General features: G+C 38.6%; 12 protein-coding genes. 11 read left to right on the top strand and 1 reads right to left on the bottom strand.

Translation table 11 applies throughout. The features are described 5' to 3' along the window. The first annotated feature begins 1 nt into the window (after position 1). The 10 genes from bcsA (at position 2) to J5X91_RS04450 (ending at position 19,172) form a co-directional block, all read left to right on the top strand. Positions 2-2,665: a UDP-forming cellulose synthase catalytic subunit gene (gene bcsA, locus J5X91_RS04495; RefSeq protein ID WP_208834142.1), complete on the top strand. Its 2,664-nt coding sequence runs from the start codon at positions 2-4 to the stop codon at positions 2,663-2,665. Next, positions 2,658-4,907, top strand: a complete 2,250-nt coding sequence (bcsB, locus tag J5X91_RS04490; RefSeq protein WP_208834141.1) for a cellulose biosynthesis cyclic di-GMP-binding regulatory protein BcsB — start codon at positions 2,658-2,660, stop codon at positions 4,905-4,907. The genes bcsA and bcsB overlap by 8 nt, the downstream gene beginning before the upstream one ends. Beyond that, positions 4,907-6,037: a cellulose synthase complex periplasmic endoglucanase BcsZ gene (bcsZ, locus tag J5X91_RS04485; RefSeq protein ID WP_208834140.1), complete on the top strand. Its 1,131-nt coding sequence runs from the start codon at positions 4,907-4,909 to the stop codon at positions 6,035-6,037. Before bcsB ends, bcsZ begins: the two co-directional genes overlap by 1 nt. After that, complete coding sequence (locus J5X91_RS04480; RefSeq protein WP_208834139.1) at positions 6,028-9,846, top strand: cellulose synthase subunit BcsC-related outer membrane protein; 3,819 nt, start codon at positions 6,028-6,030, stop codon at positions 9,844-9,846. The genes bcsZ and J5X91_RS04480 overlap by 10 nt, the downstream gene beginning before the upstream one ends. A gap of 256 nt (positions 9,847-10,102) precedes the next feature. After that, a complete protein-coding gene (locus tag J5X91_RS04475; protein WP_011328823.1) occupies positions 10,103-11,593 on the top strand; it encodes a peptide MFS transporter in 1,491 nt (496 codons plus the stop codon). Between the two features lie 175 nt (positions 11,594-11,768). After that, positions 11,769-14,501, top strand: coding sequence for a metallophosphoesterase (locus tag J5X91_RS04470; RefSeq protein ID WP_208834138.1), 2,733 nt, complete (start codon positions 11,769-11,771; stop codon positions 14,499-14,501). Positions 14,502-14,820: 319 nt separating this feature from the next. Further along, entirely contained in the window at positions 14,821-15,867 is a 1,047-nt protein-coding gene (hppD, locus tag J5X91_RS04465) for a 4-hydroxyphenylpyruvate dioxygenase (RefSeq protein ID WP_011328825.1), read from the top strand. Between the two features lie 212 nt (positions 15,868-16,079). Further along, positions 16,080-17,393, top strand: a complete 1,314-nt coding sequence (gene fahA / locus J5X91_RS04460) for a fumarylacetoacetase (protein WP_086998865.1) — start codon at positions 16,080-16,082, stop codon at positions 17,391-17,393. Between the two features lie 143 nt (positions 17,394-17,536). Beyond that, complete coding sequence (locus tag J5X91_RS04455) at positions 17,537-18,700, top strand: M23 family metallopeptidase (protein WP_197182108.1); 1,164 nt, start codon at positions 17,537-17,539, stop codon at positions 18,698-18,700. Continuing rightward, a complete protein-coding gene (locus tag J5X91_RS04450) occupies positions 18,690-19,172 on the top strand; it encodes a polymer-forming cytoskeletal protein (protein WP_011328828.1) in 483 nt (160 codons plus the stop codon). Before J5X91_RS04455 ends, J5X91_RS04450 begins: the two co-directional genes overlap by 11 nt. Here J5X91_RS04450 and J5X91_RS04445 read toward each other — a convergent pair whose 3' ends face one another. Then, positions 19,173-19,646 (bottom strand): hotdog fold domain-containing protein, encoded by a 474-nt coding sequence (locus J5X91_RS04445; protein WP_058373868.1) that lies wholly within the window; start codon positions 19,644-19,646, stop codon positions 19,173-19,175. 380 nt (positions 19,647-20,026) lie between these two features. On the opposite strand from J5X91_RS04445, the gene J5X91_RS04440 reads away from it, so the two are divergent. Next, positions 20,027-21,220, top strand: a complete 1,194-nt coding sequence (locus J5X91_RS04440; protein ID WP_011328830.1) for a multidrug effflux MFS transporter — start codon at positions 20,027-20,029, stop codon at positions 21,218-21,220. Positions 21,221-21,222: the final 2 nt, after the last annotated feature.

Raw genomic sequence — 21,222 nt, 5'->3', positions numbered from 1 at the left:
TATGAGTACCTTAAATAGACGCCCATTAGATCGTACTTTATATTTATTTTTGCGCCTTTTATTTACAGAAAAGCTAGCTCGCTTCGTGATGTTTAAATTTCATAGTTATTTTAATCAACACAAAATGAATGTAGTAGAAGCGTTTTTATTTCCTTTTATAACGCTTATTAGCTCATTATTTATAAAGTTTAATCCTCATAAATTAACTACTCATAACTCTTTGCGTACATATTACCCGCAGTTAAAGTTACCTTATCGTAGCTTTATTTACTCAAATAGCCTGCGCTTTGTATTACAAAGTTTATTTTTATTGTTTTTTAAATATGAGCCTAAAAATAGCGCTGTAAAAGAGCCTATTACTCATTATTTTTACTCGTCAGTAAACTATACATTTAGACAACTACGCTGGATTGACTTAAAGCTAGGGAAGTTACTAAAAAGTTTATTATCTAAAAGCACTAAAAAAACAAAAAAAAGTGCTTTTAAAACAATGGCAGATGCGAGTATCTGGCAAAATAAGCTTATAAAATATATTGCTCTTACATTTATATTATTTTTAATGGCTATTTTTATCACTATTCCGTTTAGCTTAGAGGCTCAAGCTGTATTTATTAGTTTTATTTTATTGGTAGCCTATTCACTAAGACGAGTAAAAGGGCAAATGGCGACTATTATCATGATCACATTATCAGTCACTACCTCCTCGCGCTATTTATGGTGGCGGTACACTGAAACACTAAATTGGGATGATCCTCTCGCTTTATTCCTAGGTTTGGGCTTATTGCTTGCTGAAACCTATGCTTGGCTAGTACTAATTCTTGGTTTTTTCCAAACTATTAACCCGCTTGAGCGTAAACCTATTGCCATGCCTAAAAATACCGACCTGTGGCCAACCGTAGACGTTTATATTCCAACCTATAATGAACCTCTGAGCGTAGTGAAACCTACTACACTCGCGGCGATGAGCATTGATTGGCCCGCAGATAAGCTTAATGTATACATATTAGATGATGGCAAACGCCCTGAGTTTGCTCAATTTGCTGAACAAGTTGGCGTAGGCTATTTAACTCGCCCTGATAATAATCATGCCAAAGCGGGTAATATGAATAGTGCGATGCGCTATACAGATGGCGAATACATTGCTATTTTTGATTGCGACCACGTTCCTGCTCGATCATTTCTACAAATGACCATGGGGCAGTTTTTAAAAGATAGTAAGGTATGCTTAGTGCAAACCCCGCATCACTTTTTTTCAGCCGATCCCTTTGAAAGAAATTTAAATAACCACAGTCAAGTCCCTAACGAAAACATGCTGTTTTATGGCCTAATTCAAGATGGAAATGATATGTGGGACGCTACCTTCTTTTGTGGCTCGTGTGCGGTATTAAAACGCCAAGCACTTGATGATATAGGCGGCTTTGCGTTTGAAACCGTAACTGAAGACGCGCACACCGCACTAAGAATGCAGCGCGCAGGTTATAAAACAGCTTATATTAATATTCCACAAGCCGCGGGATTAGCCACCGACAGTTTATCGGCTCATATTGGCCAACGAATTCGTTGGGCGCGTGGTATGGCGCAAATATTTCGTCTTGATAACCCACTATTAGGCAAAGGGTTAAACCTGCCACAACGACTGTGCTATATAAATGCCATGCTACACTTTTTATCTGGGGTTCCTCGCATTGTATTTTTAACCGCTCCTTTAGCACTCATCTATTTCAACGCTTATATTATTTACGCACCATTTTTAGCCATATTTATTTATGTTGTACCCACACTCATTCAAGTAAAAGCGACTAACTCACGTATTCAAGGTAAATACAGGTACTCATTTTGGGGTGAAGTTTACGAAACAGTACTGGCTTGGTATATATTAAAACCCACCACTGTTGCTTTATTTAACCCAAATAAAGGCAAGTTTAATGTAACTGAAAAAGGGGGACTTAATAATAAAGAGCATTATGATTGGGGTATTTCTAAACCCTATATGGTATTACTCGCGATTAACTTATTAGGCATTATTGTGGGTACTTTAAGAGCCTTTTTTGGTGAGCCAAATCAAATTGGAGTGCTAATTATTAGTATGGCATGGGCCACCTATAATATTATTATTTTAGGTGCTGCCGTCGCGGTAGCAGCTGAAGCTCGTCAAGTAAGAAACTCACACCGCGTAAAAGCAAACTTTCCGGCGGGTATTCGTTTAGCGAATGGACATACTTTAAAAGTTAAAATTACCGACTACTCTGATAACGGAGTAGGTATTGAAACCGAGCATGCGCATTTATGCAGGGTTAACGATAAAATAGAGCTATTAATGAGCAGAGGTAATAAGCAGTTTTCGTTTACTACCTATGTAACTAATACTCGGGAGAAGCAATTTGGTCTTACACTCAAAGATCTCAGTATAGAAAAGCAACTGGCGTTTATTCAGTGTACTTTTTCAAGAGCTGATGCTTGGTTAGATTGGCAAAACAATTTTAAACATGATCGCCCATCTTATAGCTTTAAAGAAGTTAAAAAAACAAGTTTGCGAGGGTTTACTAATATATTGTTTCACGCACCAAGACAACTTCAACCTATTATTAAGTTTATGACTAATTTAGTTATTTACGTAAATTCATTCATTCCCAAAAAACCGATAGTGCAGAATAATTATGATTAAAAAGTTGCTTAATACACTCACCCTACTTCTGTTTACTAGTACGGCGTGGCACGTTATTGCTATCGAACCTATGCCAAATAAATCACTTTTTGCAAATGGTTACCCCGAAAGTGCAGCCGTATCGGGCTTAAAACTTGATTTTAATGCTTTAGGTTTTACTAACTATAAACTAGATGGAGTAAACAATAATTCTCGCGTCGATTTTACCAACAGTATAGATAAACTAAGCAAAAACTTAATGCTTAATTTTTCTTATACTAACTCGCCATCATTGCTTGCTAATGTTTCACACTTAAAAGTATATTTTAATGAAAACTTAGTCACAGTATTACCTGTTAATAAACAGCTTAGTACCGTTGAAAACTTAATTACGCATAACATTCAACTCAATTCAAAATACATACAAGACTTTAATCAAATTCGTTTTGAGTTAGTGGGCTATTACGACTTGACCTGTCATGATTACCATAATCGCTCTATTTGGGTTGAAATAAGTAAATCAAGCAATATTACTCTTGATCAGACTGAGCTGGCTATTGATAGTCGTTTAGAGTATTTACCTGAACCCTTTTTTGATAGTAAAGATTTTAGTAAATTAAACCTGCCATTTATATTTGCTACAACGCCAAACAAAGAAGCCATTGAAGCTGCCGCCACTTTATCTAGCTGGTTTGGTGCACAAGCCGATTGGCGCGGAGCACAATTTCCGTTATTAAAAAATAAAGCACCTAATGAACATAGCGTGGTGTTTATCACTAACGACTCTAAGCCTGATTTTTTACGTGACTACCCTGATGTTGATAAACCAACAATTGAAATTATTTCTAACCCACTCCATCGCTATAAGAAAATGTTACTTATAGTGGGCAAAGACACTGCTGATTTAAAAACTGCAGTAACGGGTTTAGCATTTGGTCATAAACTGATGACTGGTCGCACCGCTAGTATAGAGGCTATTAATCAGCTCCCGCTAAGAGAAGCATATGATGCTCCTCGCTGGTTAAGAGGCGATCGCCCCGTACATTTTGATGAGTTAATTGACTACCCAAAACAATTACAAGCTCAGGGCTTAAATAATGGCCCGGTAAAATTAAACGTACGCCTTGCACCCGATTTATTTACTTGGCGCGAAAAAGGCATCCCAATTACGCTGCAATATAGAAATACGCCTGAGAGCAGCATGCTTGACTCACGCCTAAACATGCTAATTAATCAAGAGTTTATTAGTGGTTTTTTACTCAGTAAAAATGATTCATTACTAAGTAAAACCAAAACAATTATGCCTTTAATTGGTAATACAGATACCACAAAAAACGCAGAAGATTTTTCCTTAAATGGGATTAACTTAGCAATTAGAAATGAGCTTAACTTTGACTTTCGCTTTGGTGTACTTAAAAAGGGAGAATGCTCTGTTGTACCTGCAGGAGGGGAGTATGGCGTAATAGATGGTAACTCAAATATTGATGTTAGTGGGTTTCATCATTACATTGCCCTACCCGATTTAAATGTATTTGCTAATAGCGGTTTCCCATTTACTAAATATGCCGACTTACATCAAACCTTGGTTATTTTAGATGATAATCCAACACCTGAAGCAATCACTTTACTACTCAATTTAACCGGTCGCTTTGGTGCTATCACAGGCTACCCTGGACACCGTTTAGAAATACAATCAGTCAGTGACGATAATAGTAATTATGATGACAAAGATATTATGATTATTACCGCCGCAAATACAGCGGTGAGTGACATTGATGAGAACGCGCCCACCAGTAAGCTTTTAAAAAATAACCACAGAATTATAAAGCAAGCTTTTTATAATGGCGCCTATGATGCTGATACAACAGTAGATGTACAGGTAAGCTTAGTTAGTAGCGGAGACTTAGCCGTTATTGCAGGGTTTCAATCGCCATTTGACTCTGAGCGTTCAATCGTGTCGTTAACCGCCAGTACTAATAGCGCTTATAAACTACTAGATGCTGCATTTAACGAGTCGCAATGGTTATCGCAAATTAAAGGCAGCGCTGCCGTTATTACTAGCCAAGGTGTAAGCTCTATTAAAGCCGATGATACTTATTTTGTTGGGTATGTACCTGTGTATACTTTAATTTGGTTTCATTTATCTGATCATCCATTTTGGTTAGCTTTTTTATCTATTTTAACCCTGTTACTTATTTCTTTTATAATTTGGCGCTTGCTACAAGCCCTTACCTACAAACGTTTAGCTGAAGGAGATAAATAATGAAATTGTTTATAACTAAAGCATTTATAATGCTGATTTTATTTACTCCTTTGAGCCACGCACAACAATGTGCGCCTTGGCAGCAATGGCAAACGTTTAAAACACACTTTATGAGTGATGATGGTCGGATTATAGATTTAGGCAGCGAGCAAAATATTACCACTTCTGAAGGGCAATCCTATGCGCTATTTTTTGCGCTAATTGCCAATGATAAAACCGCTTTTGATAAAGTATTAAACTGGACTGAAGAGCATTTAGCCGAAGGCGATTTAAGTACTCGCCTACCTGCATGGCTATGGGGAGTTAATAAAAACAACGTAGGTAATATTCTTGACTCAAACCCAGCATCTGACTCTGATTTATGGATTGCTTATAGCTTATCGCAAGCAGCTATACTTTGGGATGACCGCCGTTACCGTATTTTAGCAGCCGTGCTAGCACAGCGTATAATGCGCGAAGAAACAGCGTATATTAAAGGACTTGGTTTATCTTTATTACCCGCACCTAGCGGCTTTGAGTTTGATAACAAGCGCTATAAATTAAATCCAAGCTATTCGCCGCTGTTTATTTATCAGCAATTTAGCAAACTTTATCCTCATTCACCATGGCAAGAGCTGCATGACGGTTCTGCCAACCTAATTCTTGAAACAAGTAAGCAAGGTGTTAGCCCTGATTGGATTATGCTTGATACTAACAAAGGCTTTTACTTTGATAAAAAAGTAACCGACTTGGGAAGCTATAATGCAATTAGAGTCTATTTGTGGGCAAGTATGATGGCAAAGGATGCACCTTACAAAAAGCAATTAGTCGCACAGTTTGCTCCTTTCATTAAAACCATAAATAAGCGTGGTTATGTGCCTTTAAATACCTATGCACAAACGGGGAACTCAGATAAAAGAGGACCTGTTGGCTTTAATGCCGCATTACTGCCTTTACTAGCAACAGCAAATAATGACAATGACGCTGTAACAATGTCGATTCAACAAAAGTTAATGGTTGATAAATCATTTAGCAAATCGCGTTATTACGATAGTGTATTAAATTTATTTGGTAGCAGTACCTTAGATAAACGCTTTGCAATTTTAGCAGACGGGACGCTGCAACCTAACTGGAGCGATGAATGTCGTTAAGGTTTAGCTTAGTTTATGCCTTAGTAGCGTGCTCAACGTTAAGTGCTAAAACAGTCGAGGATATAGACACTCAGTCTGTCGCATGGCTATTAAAGCAGATAAATATTGGCAAAGGGCAAAAAAATAAAAAACTCGTTGAAGATAGCTTACGTAAGCTCGTTGCTATAGCCCCACTGCGCATTGAAACCCAATGTGCTTTAGCACGTAATTACTTTGCTAACGGCGCAACTAATAAAGCAACCTTATTACTAAACCAGCTTGATAATGGCGCAGCAAAACAACACCCATGTATTGAGCAACTTCGAGTTATTGCCCGTATTGAAACAACCGACAAACCATTAGTACAACAAGCAAAATTACTAGCAAGAGCTGGCCAATATGTTCAAGCTCGGCAAATTTATAACACCCTTTTTGATACAGCCTACCCCGAGCTTAGTTATGAGCTTGAACATTTAAACTGGTATGCGCAAGACAGTGCCCAATGGCAAAGTGTTAAAAACGGTTATGAGAAACTACTACAAGGCTATTCTAACATTGCTCTAGTAGAAATAGCTTACGCAAGGCATTTACTCAGACAAAGTCCAAATGACAAAAATGCAATTGATATATTGAGCAAGTATGGTTCTACCTCGTCTTTTAGCAACGAAGTAGAAGAAATTTGGCTTAGTGCATTAGCTAATATGCCAATAGATAGTAAAACAGATAAACAATTTCAGAATTACTTTACTCTTTACCCCTTTAGCAGCAAAGGTGAACTGCAATATCAAGACTTTAAAAAGGATCTAAAAGCCCGCCAAATACTGCTTGCCGATCCGGCTTATCAACTTTGGGTTACGGGTGATGAATTACTTAATAAAAACAAGTTAAATAAAGCCGAGCCTTTACTTTTAAAGGCTTTAATCGGTCGCCCACAAGATGGGGCTATTATGCGAAGTCTCGGTATTCTTTATTTAAGACTCGGTGATAATAAAAAGTCATATCAATTCTTTACTAACGCACAAAAATACACAGCTGACTTTGCTGAACGCGAAACATTACAAGGTTTAGCAAAAACTGCAAAATTTTGGCTTTATATACGCCAAGCTAAAGATGCTATTAACAATAATGAATTTAAAACGGCCGAACTTAAACTCAATTTAGCCCATGTTTTAGAGCAAGATCCTGATACCGTTCTTTATAATAAAGGTTTACTGCAATTTGCTCAGGGCCAATACACACAAGCTGCAATAACGTATCGAACTGTTTTAAAAAATGATCCTCTTAATAATAGTGCCTTGTTAGGCTTACTTGAAATAGCAGAGCTTGAACAAAATGAGCAGGCGTTAACCTCTTTCTATAATGGTTTATCTATTAAGCAAAAAAGGCAAATCCAACAATCTTATTCAATTTCTCTTAGTAGCCAATACCGTGCAAAAGCAACAAGCCTTGCGCAATTTGGAAATTTAGAACAAGCAGAGGACATATTAAAACAAGCTATTGAAGTCGCGCCTGAACAATCTTGGCTGTATTACGATTTAGCATTTATCTACCAACAAAAAGGGCTTACACAAAAAGCCCGTACCTTGTTTAATAATGTGCTTTGGCAATTCCCGTTAAATCCTCAAATGCGTTATAGCCACGCATTGTTTTTACGCTCTATTGATGACTACCAAGGCGCTATAAAAACCTTACAATACATACCTTTTAAATCCAGAGATGAGGGGATCGTTGCGCTAGAACAACAACTTCAACTTAATGAATCATTAACACAAAGTGAGCGTCACCTTGATGCTAAAAACAAAGCGACTGCAATTTATCATTTAAGTAGTTTAGAAGCGCAAAATTTAACGCCTTTAATGCAAGCAAAACTATCGAGTAGTTGGTATAGAATTGATGAAAAAATGCATGCAATAAAACTTATTGATAAAGCATTAATAGCACAGCCTTTGCTTTCTCCATATTGGCATATGCTTTATGGTGAATGGCTTTTAGAGCAAGGCATTGAAGAGAAAACACATAACTGGTTTACAAGTTACACATTGCCAGAGAGCGCAGCTGAAAACGAAATCACTCAATATGTGCAATTACATAATAATTATATAAATCAATATTACAGCGGTAGCGATTTAATCGCTAAGCTAAACCAGCTTGACCAAAAATATAAAAATACGCCGGCAATAACTACCGCTCTTATAAATGCTAACTTAGCACTTGAGCAACGTGAAGCGGCAATTATTTTATATCAGCAAAAAATAAAAAATAAACAAACTCTTGAGCCCCAAGCTTTAATGGCTATTGCCACCGCTTACAGGGAGCTTGGTGATGACTATCAGGCAAAGCAGGTTACGCAACAGGCTATAAATCAAAGCACCTCTCAAGAGGGGTACTTACAACGACAAATAATGGCATCCCTTAATGAGTTTAACTACGCGGGTGATGCGCTGTATCTTGCGAAGCAATTAGTTGATAAATCGCCAAACGATCAAGAGCTTCGGTACTTAGGAGCTCAAGTTGCCGATAAGTTTAACAATGTCGAGCAAGCAAATACCTGGTATCAGCAAACACTGTCGCCTAACCAAGCTCTCAATGATGAACAGCTATACAGCAGCCTAGCGCGTATTAACGACACTGACCCTTGGTATATTAATGGCGCAAAACGTGAGTTAATAAATCAACAAAATAAAAACCAAGCTTATATTGCCATTGGGGTTAATTTTAGTGGCCAAACAAGCACCCAAAGCGAAGCAACGCTGGGAGCTGGCTTAATGCCTATGGAAGCTTATTTTCCGCTTTGGCAAGGCCAAGGGTTTATTAAAGTCGACCCCACAACTATAAGCGCACAAACAACACGATTTGATGAGCAATTTGCAGGTAGCCGCTATGGACAAGGTGCATTGTGTATTTTTACCTGTTCATTAGATGAAGTAAGCCCTGAGGAAAGTGGCGTTGATATTGGTATAGGTTGGCAAAATGAAAACTGGCGTGTTGATATTGGCACTACCCCACTTGGTTTTTTAATTGAAGACATAGTGTGGGGCATAAACTACGCAGACGATTTTGGCGACTTTGGATACAGCCTCGAATTTGAAAAACGCCCTGTTACCAGCTCGGTACTCTCCTATGCTGGTTTAACCGATATAAACTCAGGTAAAGTTTGGGGTGGCGTGCGCTCAACTGGCCTAACCGCCAATTTATCGCACGACTTGGGTGGTAATTGGGGGTTTTGGTCAAGTGCCGACTTTCAATTATATAAAGGTCAAAACGTAAAAGACAATCAACGTTATCGGCTAATGGGTGGCAGTTACTATCGCGTTATTAGTAACCAAGAGCGTGAATTTACCGCTGGTGTCAGTTTATTGCATTGGTCTTATAAGTTTAATTTAAGCGAAGAAACCTATGGTCATGGCGGATATTACAGCCCGCAAAACTATATAGGTATTTCATTACCATTAAGTTATGACGCACGTTGGGGAGATGATTTTGTTTATCGAATTAAAACCGGTATTTCTTACTCACAAACTAAATCGAACGCGATTGACTTTTTTCCAAACGATCCCGACTTACAAGCCCAAGCATTCGTAAGCCAGCTTGAAACAGGCGTCGTTCCTGCTTTTAACGGTGATACTAGCGCCGGTGTTTCGTATAACTTAGAAGGCAGTTTTGAGTACCGAGTAACCCCGCATTGGTTTTTTGGAGGCTACTTAGCAATTGACCGCTCTGACTTTTATGAACCTAACTTTGGACAACTTTATGTACGTTACTATTTCAATCCTGTTTACGGCACATTAGCATTCCCAGGCAAACCTATAATACCTTATGCTGACTTTTAACAAGGTTTGTTGTGTTTAAACCATAAAGCTTAACACTTCCCCTCGCACTAAGGTCTATGTATACTAATGCGCAATTGTAGCTAGGATAAGGGTGTGACTCTTACCTACAGCTTTACTACCTTAACGGCAAACCATTACCTTAGCTGCATTAAACAATACTGATGGTCGAGCATTTAGCGTGTAATACATGGCGCTAAATAGCTAAAGCAAAAATATATAAGGCCATTACAACAATACTTAAAGTTAGGAAGTAAATATGAGTTCAGCTCCAGATAGTGGTTGGTTTGGCCACCCTAAAGGACTTTCAACCTTGTTCTTCACCGAAATGTGGGAACGAATGAGTTATTACGGTATGCGAGCTATGCTCGTATTATTCATGACAGCAAGTTTACAACAAGAAGGCTTAGCCTTCACCGTTGCTTCAGCTGCTGCTATTTACGGTTTGTACACAGGCGCAGTATACTTTTTAGGCTTACCTGGTGGTTGGCTAGCTGATAGATTATTCGGCGGTCAAAAAGCTGTTTGGTATGGCGGTATTATTATTATGTGTGGCCACATTATTTTGGCTATTCCACATGATTACTCATTTTTTATTGGTTTAATTTTTGTAGCAACGGGTACCGGCTTACTAAAACCAAATATCAGCGCTATGGTTGGACAACTATACAGTGATGCTGATGAACGTCGTGATGGCGGGTATGCTATTTACTACATGGGTATTAACTTAGGTTCATTAATTGGTTATTACGTTTGTGGTTACTTTATGGAAAATCTAGGTTGGCACTGGGCGTTTGGTGCTGCAGCTGTTGGTATGGCTATTGGTTTAGTGCAATACAAGCGCTCACTTAAAAACTTACCTGAGCATAGTGCCCTACCAGCTAATCCATTAGGTCCTAAGGGTACTGCTCGCGCATGGGGCAGTATTGCTATATTTATCATTATAGCGGCTGCAATCACTACCGCCGCTATGACTGGCGCTATTATTATTAACCCAACGGTAGTTGCAGGTTATACTGCGATTGCATTCACTATTATTTTCTTTGTTTATTTTGGTCTTATCTACTTTAAAGGTAAGTTAACCGATGCTGAGAAACAAAGAATGTGGGCACTGTTTTTAGTATGTATAGCTTCTGCCTGTTTTTGGTCTGGCTTTGAGCAAGCAGGTTCATCATTAAACTTATTTGCACGTGATTATACTGACCGTCTTATTGGTACTTTTGAAATCCCTACAACTTGGTTTCAGTCATTAAACTCGCTGTTTATTATTGCGCTATCACCATTTTTTGCAGCGCTTTGGATTAATATGTCAAAGCGTCTTGTTTCACCATCTTATAGTGCAAAATGTGCTGTTGGTTTAATTATAATGGCAACAGGTTTCTTAGTTATGTTTATGGCAGCGCATTATGCGGCTGAAGGCCTAAAAGTAGCACCTTACTGGCTTGTTACTACCTACTTTTTACACACTGTGGGTGAGCTTTGTTTGAGCCCTGTGGCATTAAGTGCTGTAAGTAAGTTATCGCCTCGTCGCTACACAGGCCAAATGATGGGCGTATTTGTATTAACTTATTCTATCGGTAATATCATTGCAGGATTACTTGCTGGTAACTTCGATCCAAATAATGTTGATGAAATACCTAACTTATACCTACAAATAGCATTATTTAGTATTGGTGTTGGTGTTATTTTAGTACTAATGACCTTTAAATCTAAAGTGTGGGAAAGACAGGGACTAAGCGAGGAAGCCTAGTAGTTAAGGTATTTAATTAAAATATTTGTTAATTAAATACCTATTACCCAACTTTTAATTACTTCCCCATAGCAGTATGGGGAAGTTTCCTCTTGGTAATCTTTTATTGCTTAGTTGTTAACTGATATTATTTAGCCAATTGATTACTGATTAGATTTTTAGGGATAGCGGGTAGATGCAATTGTTCACTTTGTATAAAGTAATTTTAGTTGTTTTTTTCATTGGTTTTTTATCTGCTTGTGGTGGCGCTGGCGATCAAGTCACTCCTAATCCTAATAACCCTTCCACTCCCCAAGCTAACGTATTACTTATTACTGGTGCAGGCTTATCTGCCACTATTAACGATAACTTTAAAATTGAAATTCCTGCCAATAGTGTTAACTCTGATACTGAGCTCACTTATATTAGTATTGAGCAAGACGAAACGCCACAAACGCAAAATATTATTTCTAATCTACATAGCTTAACTCCCGCAGGGCTTTCACTAAGTAATCCTTTTACAATTTCCTTAAAAATCCCTGACGATTACGCATTAGGCGGCCAACTTTATATTGCCCGTTTAAACGCTACAACTTGGGAAACTATAGAGAACTCTCGTGTTTTAAATGGTTTTGTTACAGCTCAAGTTAATCAGTTAGGCACATATGCCATAAAAATGCAGCGTAAAGAACGCACTGCCAGTATAGGCCCTACCTGTGATGTAAACAGCACTGAGCAATCTATTCGCTTTGTACATATTGCCGACTTACATGCTCGATTTGGTTATCAAGAGCAATTTTTTAGCCGAATTAAGGCATATCATAAAAAGGCTTTAAGCGAATCACCTCATACTTTATTTACCGATGGTGGAGATGATTACGAAAAAGGCACTGTAGCTGAGCAAATATCACAAGGTTTAGCGACCGATGAAGCCGTAAAAGCAATGAAGTTCGATCTTCGTGTAATAGGTAACCATGACTATGCTTGGGGGCCTGAAAAATTATTAGGCTTCTCAAAGGATGATAATGCCATTGTACTTGCCAGTAATACACGCTACGAAGGCGAACAAACACAAGATTTTGCAGCAGTAGGTTTTGCTAAAGTACAAGTAGGCTGCATTACACTCGGCGTATTTGGTATGACATCGGTCCCGTGGAACGAGCTAGATAGACCACTACAAGATGACCCTATTCCTGATTTTATCAAACAATTTAAAATGAGCTGGCAATGGCAACAAATAGCACAAAGTATTGTTAGTCAGTACAGCGATAAAGTAGATTATATGCTGATGTTAAGTCATTTAGGTGAAGGCCTTGATACTAAAATCGCACAAAGTGTGAGTGGTATTGATTTGGTTTTAGGCGGTCATACCCATGGCGGTGAGAGCTTTAATACCCTTGATAATGGCGCTATTGTTATTCAACCTAACTTTTACGCTAAGGGCATAACCGACTTAAACTTAACGTTCGACACTAGTAATAAAACGCTCAAAAATGTTGACTACAAAACAGTAAAAACCGACACCATTACTGAGCGAGACACAACCACACAACAAGCCATCGACACAATTATGGGCCGTTATGCTCCCGATGCACAAACTGAAATTGCAATATCAGAAAACTACTTAAATGCAATGCAATTAGCAGCAGTCACCGCTGCAGCCGCTCAGCACTCAAGCAGCACTATTTCAGCAGCTTTACTCAACCCTGAGTTAGTGCAAAAACGTTGGACCCCTGGCGCCCTAACACAAGAGGACTTTCATAAAGCTTACTACGTAGAAAGGCAGCCATCTAACACCCCAGGCTTTAACTCTTTATATAAAGTCACGGTTAGCGGCAATGATTTAAATGCTATGTTAGCCAATCAAGCTGATTGGTTTTTACTAGCGCCTGAAAATATTCAAGCATCAAATAACTACAGTGTCGCACTTTTTAAAGGGGCAGCTCTTAATCCTGATTTATTTTTTAATGGGGTTACTTTTAATGATGTAGCACCGATAGCCGAAGCTTGGTGGCTTCTGGATCAATACGCACGTCATAGAACCACTCAATGCTTGCATATTGATACAAATACGCCACTCAATGCCTGCCAAGACATTGCTAATATCACTATTTGGAACTTTGATGATGTTAGCGATCCGCTTAAAGCCGACTTAGGCCCATCAATTCTTAGTTACTTCGATCCTGACAATAAAGGCTGGGGTCCTAAAAAGACCACTTTTGCTAGTACTAGCGCATTTAATATTAGTGATTTAGCTGATGGCGCATCAACTGTAATGGCATTTACCGATCACTCTCCTAACGAAGGGCTAAAGATTGAGTTAAATACCGCGCCAAATGGGGATTTTGCAAACCAAGGAATGGTGTCTGACTACACTTTAGTGATGGACATTTATTGGCCTTTTGCAGCAAAAGAAATATACAGAGCACTAGTTCAAACCGATGCAACAAATGATTTGAATAATGACGCCGACATATTTATTAATCCTATTGGTGGGTTAGGTGCATCAACCAGCGACAGTGGTTATTTTGGCACATCTGAGCCTGATACCTGGCACCGTATAGCTTTTGTATTTTATACCGCACCAAGCAATGGCGTATTTGAAGTGTATATTGATGGTGAATTTGCGGGTGTTAAAAGAGACGGTGAAATAGGTAAACGCTGGGCACTCGATCAAGCCGTATTATTATTAACCGATAATAACTACGAAACCGAACCGGGTTATTTAAACGCACTGCTTTATGCTGGTCGCGCAATGACTCGCAGTGAAATAAAAAGTATGGGTAACGCGCAACAAAAGCTGACTTTTAAGCAAACAACCCGAGAGCTCAATCAAAGTGTTGAACGCCATTACCAACTTGCACCCGCAATAAAACCTAATTTATGGTTAGAGCAACGTAGCAAGTTCTTTAACAATAGCAAACCGTAAACAATTAAATACAAAAAACCTTGTTTTTACTACAGTAAAAAAAGAGATTTAAGTTAGCTTAAATCTCTTTATAAAAAATAAAACATAACAAAATCAATAACTAAAACTTAAAATGCCGCACTTATTCAAACGTTTTCATACATACGCGTATTTAAAGCACTCAGCAAAAAAGTAACTTACTGCTAACCGTCCTATAAAATTTACACACGCGCTGTTTACTAAATAACAACGCCCCCTTCCCCAAAGTACAAATTTAGTTAATCATCTACAGCAATACGACAACAAATAATCGCAGTGCTTAATTGCGGGAGTAATGATAATGAGTGAAGTAAATAACCCTTTAGGTTTAGTTGGTATCGAATTTACCGAGTATGCGACACCTGATGCAGATTACATGGATAAAGTATTTACCGACTTTGGCTTTTCAAAGCTAAAAAAATTCAAAGGTAAAGACATTGTTTATTACAATCAAAACGATATTCATTTTTTATTAAATAACGAGCGTGATGGCTTTTCGGCACAGTTTGCTAAAGATCATGGCCCGGCTATTTGTTCTATGGGTTGGCGAGTAGAGAATGCACAAAAAGCATTTGAAGCAGCGGTAGAGCGCGGTGCAAAACCAGCAACCGACTCGGCAAATAAAGATTTACCTTACCCTGCAATTTATGGCATTGGCGACAGCTTAATTTACTTTATTGAGCAATTTGGCGAAAAAGGCTCTATTTACGCACAAGACTTTGAAGATCTAGCCGAGCAAAACGTGGTTGACGATAAAGGCTTTATTCGCATCGACCATTTAACTAATAATGTTTATAAAGGCACCATGGAAAAATGGGCTAACTTTTATAAAGATGTATTTGGTTTTACAGAAGTTCGCTACTTCGACATTAAAGGCCAAAAAACAGCGTTAATTTCGTATGCGCTTAAATCGCCTTGTGGCACTTTCTCTATTCCTATTAACGAAGGTAAAGGCAACGATAATAACCAAATCGATGAATACCTTGGTGAATACAATGGCCCTGGCGTACAGCATTTAGCATTTTTAACTGACGACTTAGTAAGCTCACTTGATAAGCTTGATAAATCGACTATTGCAACTTTGGATATTATTCCTGAGTACTACGATACTATTTTTGACCGTGTACCTTGGGTTGCTGAAGACAAAGAAAAAATTCGTGAGCATCAAATTCTAGTAGATAGCCAAAGTGAAAACTGTTACTTACTACAAATTTTCTCTAAAAACCTATTTGGTCCTATTTTTATTGAAATGATTCAGCGAGTTGACGATGGTGGCTTTGGTGAAGGTAACTTCCAAGCACTATTTGAATCAATTGAACGCGACCAAGAGCGCCGTGGCGTTTTATAAGTAGTTAGCATTTATATTTTAAAAGCAGCGTAACTCGCTGCTTTTTGTCGTTTTACGCTGATATTGAGTAACAATTCTACTCTGTCTGTTTAAATCGTGCTATTCATCACCATATAAGCTGTTAATAATAGATGCTTTTAATCTTTATATGCTTATTTAATAAATTGATATTTATACTGATTAGCACGACCAACTAAACCAAAGGAAATGTAATGAGTTTAATTAACGAAACCCATGATATAAATTTAACAAGCTGGGTAGCCTCTGCAAACGTTGCAGATTGCGACTTCCCTATTCAAAATCTACCTTTTGCTGAAGTTCGTCGTAAAAATAGCAACGAAGCTTTTCGTGGCGCTGTCGCTATTGGCGATCAGGTTATCGATTTAGCAAAACTAAATGAACTCGCTATTTTTAGTGGTGATGCGCAAACAGCCATTGCTGCTGCAAGTAACACAACATTAAATGAATTTATGAGCCTTGGGCAGCAATATTGGTCAGCACTGCGTTTAGCATTATCTAAAGCGCTGCGTGAAGGCTCTGAGCATCAGGCTAAATTAAGCGAAGCGCTTATTGCACAGGCTGATATTGAGTTTGCATTGCCGTGTCGCATTGGTGATTACACCGACTTTTACACCTCTATTTACCATGCAACTGCTGTGGGTAGCTTGTTTCGCCCAGACAACCCTCTACTACCTAACTATAAATGGGTACCTATTGGTTATCATGGTCGCTCATCATCTATTGGTGTATCGGGCCAACAATTTCATCGCCCTAAAGGCCAAACCAAAGCGCCAGATGCTGAAGTACCATCGTTTGGCCCGTGTAAACGCCTTGATTATGAACTAGAAGTAGGTATTTACTTAGGTAAAGGTAACGCGTTAGGTGATGCTATAGCGATTGAAAATGCTGAAAACCATGTATTTGGCTTTTGTGTATTTAACGATTGGTCAGCACGTGATTTACAAGCGTGGGAATATCAGCCGTTAGGGCCGTTTTTAGCTAAAAACTTTGCATCAACGGTATCTCCTTGGATAGTGACAACTGAAGCGCTAGCACCATTTAGAACAAGCTGGACACGAGATGAAAACGATCCACAACCATTGGATTATTTAGAATCTAAAGCGAACCGTGAACAAGGCGCGTTTGATATTCAAATGGATGTAAAAATTCAAACTCAGCAAATGCGTGATGAAGGTCATACACCAACGCGTGTATCAACCTCAAGCTTTAAGCACTCATACTGGACAGTTGCGCAAATGGTAACGCACCATACTGTGAATGGTTGTAACTTTATGCCAGGTGATATGCTGGGCTCGGGTACGCAATCTGGCCCAACCCATGAAGAAGCGGGTTCGTTACTTGAGCTTTCTCGTGGTGGTAAAGAAAAAATCACGCTGAGCAATGGCCAACAACGTAGCTTTTTAGAAGACGGCGATAACGTTATTATGCGTGGCTGGTGTGAAAAAGAAGGTTACGCACGCATTGGTTTTGGCTGTGTAGAGAGTACTGTACTCGCTGCAAAATAATTTAAAGAATAAATTGTTTTGCTAAAAAGGATGGCATTTATTGCCGTCCTTTTTTATTAATTCAGTCATAGTTACAATTTTTTTCTAGCTTTTTAAACTCAAATTGCTATCTTAGCTTGGTTAATAGCCAGTATTTATGTGTCATGCCTATATTTATAAAGTCTTTTTTTGAACAGTTTTTTCCCTCTCGTCAACTACTTATTCGCCAAAATGGTGAAGTTAAGCATGTAGTTTTGGCGCCTTGGCTGCAAGTTTTTATCGTATTACTTGTATTAGTTACTCTTAGTTGGGTAAGTATTTCGAGCTTTCGGGTTTACTCACAAACTACAAAAATATCAGATATTGAGCAAACTCAACTCGATGAGCAAAAACAATGGCAACAGCAAGTCAGCGAGCAAAAAACACGCCATGACGAACAAATAGCACAATTAGCTGAGCTTGAACAAAAACAAGCTTTACTCCAAAGCATGATCGAATCTCTTCCTGCTTCTCTTAGTAAAGATGTTATAAAGCTGGGTGACGAACTTGAATCTCCTATTGAAGAAGAGCAAAGCGAGTTTCATGAACCTTTAGTCGATGACAGCGCTCAAAGTAAACAGGGGCAAAATACGCTCCCTAGTACATTCGCTGCTCGCTATGCACAGCTAAATCAATACTACGAGCAAAATTTTTTATCGCTTGAAAGTCAAATTACCCAACGTCATAACGCCATTTTAGCCATGCTTAAAGGTGCAGGGCTAGAGTCTGCATTAGCGCAACATTTAGCATTAAGCGAGCAAACAACCGCTCAAGGTGGTCCGTTAGATGTATTCGATGAAGCAAAAATTCCTGGCACATTTTTAGCTATTGCCGATAAATTATTACTACTAAATAATTTAGAAAACTTTTTAAATGAACTGCCTAATACCTTACCGCTGCCAGCTGCAAAGTATTATATTTCTAGCAACTTTGGATTGCGAAAAGATCCAATGAATAGTCGCCGCGCCTTTCATAAGGGCGTTGATTTAGCCGGCTGGCATAAAACTGAAATATTTGCTCCTGCCGACGGTACTGTACTGCGCGCTGGGCGCAATGGCGGTTATGGTAACTTTATAGAACTTGAACATAAAAATGGCTTAGTCACTCGCTTTGGTCATTTAAATAAAGTTAAAGTAAAAAAAGGCCAAGCAGTCACTAAGCACGATGTAATAGGCTTAATGGGCAGCACCGGCAGAAGTACCAGCACTCACTTACATTATGAAGTGCTTATTGATGGCAAGCATGTCAATCCTCTTAAAATAACAAAGGCGCTCTCTCGTGTTTGGTAAAAAAAAGCAAGTAACAAATAACGCTTCATTAAAACGCGTTAATCACGCTCCTTCTATTATTTCAGAAGATATGCGCCTTACCGGGTCAATAATAAGCCAAGGTGAAGTGCAACTTGATGGCCGCATTGATGGCGACATTAAAGCTACTCATTTAGTAATTGGCACTACAGGCGTAGTTGAGGGTATTGTTGAAGCGACAAGCGTGATTGTTAAGGGCAAAATAATTGGTTCATTAAATGCCAGTGAAGTTAACATTAAAAATAACGCTCATGTGCATGGTGATATTTTTCACGATACGCTTAGTATAGAAGCTGGTGCAATTATTGAAGGTAATTTAAAACAGCGCTTTGAAAAAGAAAACTTAACACTCATTAATGATGAGTCAAAGCCGGTGAGCGATGTAAAACCATTAATTAACGAGGACGATATCGGCTTGTCATTCGTAAATAAACAAGCCTCTAATAAAAGCTAGTTACTTTTTAGCTGTAATGTACATAGTAATATCTGCAGTGAATACTAGTTCATTGCGGGTATTATATAATTTTACTGGCACCACTAAGTCTTCTTTATCTAGCCACTGGTGCGGTAAATCAATCTCTGCAATAGCGGTTACATCGGTATCTACTTTAGCTAAATACCGTACCGTCATACCTTTTGGGATCCAACGGTGAGTTTTAACCGGTACCGTGGCATCCACCATCACTCCAGCACATAACTCGGCCAAATTACACTGCGCTATTGCATGTATTGTACCTATGTGATTATGAACCCTACGCCGGTTTTTAACCCGCGCACTACAATGTCCTGCTTTTAAATTAAGTATGTAAGGCTTCATCGAGCCAAAGTATGGCGCTTTAAAACAGACTATTTTAGTAAATAGCCAGTGCCCAAAGGGTAGCTTTTTAACAATACGCCATGCTGTTAAAACTGAAGATTTATTGCTCATTATTATTTTCCATCGTTTATTCTTTTGCAAAAATAACACATCAGACCAGTTTAAGGTAGTGTCTTTAAAAGTCCCTTTTAGCTATTTAACCTTAACTTTGGTGAAGAGATTTACTAACGTATTGAATCATAGTTATATTTAAATTTATTTTTTCTAACCAGTGGTTTTCAGTGACAATAAGGCGAATTTACGCGTCAACTGCTGACCTATTGCAAGTAAATTCAGCGCGGTTAGCGCTGAAAATATCTGCTTGAGATAGATTTATTACCCAGAGTTCATGTTATTTAAATTAAAAAATATCAATGTCGACGATACTAAGGGTCATAAGCCCTTTCTTTTTTATTAGTCCCCCCCTAAAATACGCGACAAAAGGAGAACTAATGCAAACACAGCCCGCTAAACCAAACTTAACTTTATTACTTATATTAGCGTTACTCGTTATTTTTTGCCCTATGGCTATTGATATTTACCTACCTGCATTTCCAACTATTGCTGAGCAATTTGCTGTTTCAGAGCAGCAAGTACAACAAAGTGTTGCTATTTTTATGCTCACTGTAGGCTTAGGGCAATTAATTGCAGGCCCCCTTGCCGATAAGTTTGGTCGTAAACCGGTCGCTGTCATTGGTATTAGCCTGTATGCGGGCTCTGCCTTGTTAGCCTATTACGCTCCTTCATTTAATATATTGCTGCTCGCGCGTGCTTTACAAGGATTAGGAGCATGTGCCACTTTTGTGGTTGCTTTTGCCATAGTACGTGATAAATACGGTGCACAGCGAAGTGGGCAAATGATCACTTATTTAAATGGTATTATTTGTTTTATTCCAGCATTAGCGCCCATTTTAGGGGCATGGTTAACCGTGCAGTTTGGCTGGCGGATGAATTTTTTATTTTTAACTTTTTTTGCCATTTTTGGCTTAGTTATAACCTTATTATTTTTTAAAGAAACACGCCCAGCAGACAGCTACTATCAAGGCCATATTTTAGATTTACGCCGTTTTATGCCCATTATTAGCACTCCTATATTTTTATTTAATAGCTTACTTTGTATGGTCGCAATGTCGGCAATACTGGTGTACGTAACACTTGCGCCGGGTTGGTTAATTACTCACTTAGGCGGTACAGTTGCTGACTTTACTTTTTGGTTTACACTCAATGCGGTATGTAGCATTGTGGCGAGTTTTATAGCGCCTATGTATATTAAAAATAATAGCCAGCGTGCTTTGCGTCTTGGGGTTGGTTTATTGATTTTTTCGGGGTTATTAATGCTTGCGCTTAGCACCATACAAACCGCGCTGGCACTTATGTTACCTATGCTTATTGCTGCACTTGGTTTTGCTTTAAGTTTAGGCTCAGCAGCTGGTATGGCACTTTCTCGCTTTGCAAAACAAGCCGGAACCGCTTCAGCGCTACTTGGCGCAATGCAAATGAGTGGTGCGAGTATATTAGTGTTTGCAACACAGTTTTTAGGGTTAACTACACCATGGCTAATAGCCTTTCATTTACTATTGTTACTTCCTCTTTGGCTTATTTTAATAAGTAAAAAAGGACATGCTTTACACCCAACTCAAGGCTGATC

Source organism: Pseudoalteromonas sp. K222D (assembly GCF_017653575.1).
GTDB classification, from domain to species: domain Bacteria; phylum Pseudomonadota; class Gammaproteobacteria; order Enterobacterales; family Alteromonadaceae; genus Pseudoalteromonas; species Pseudoalteromonas nigrifaciens.
This window is presented reverse-complemented; position numbering and strand designations above follow the sequence as displayed.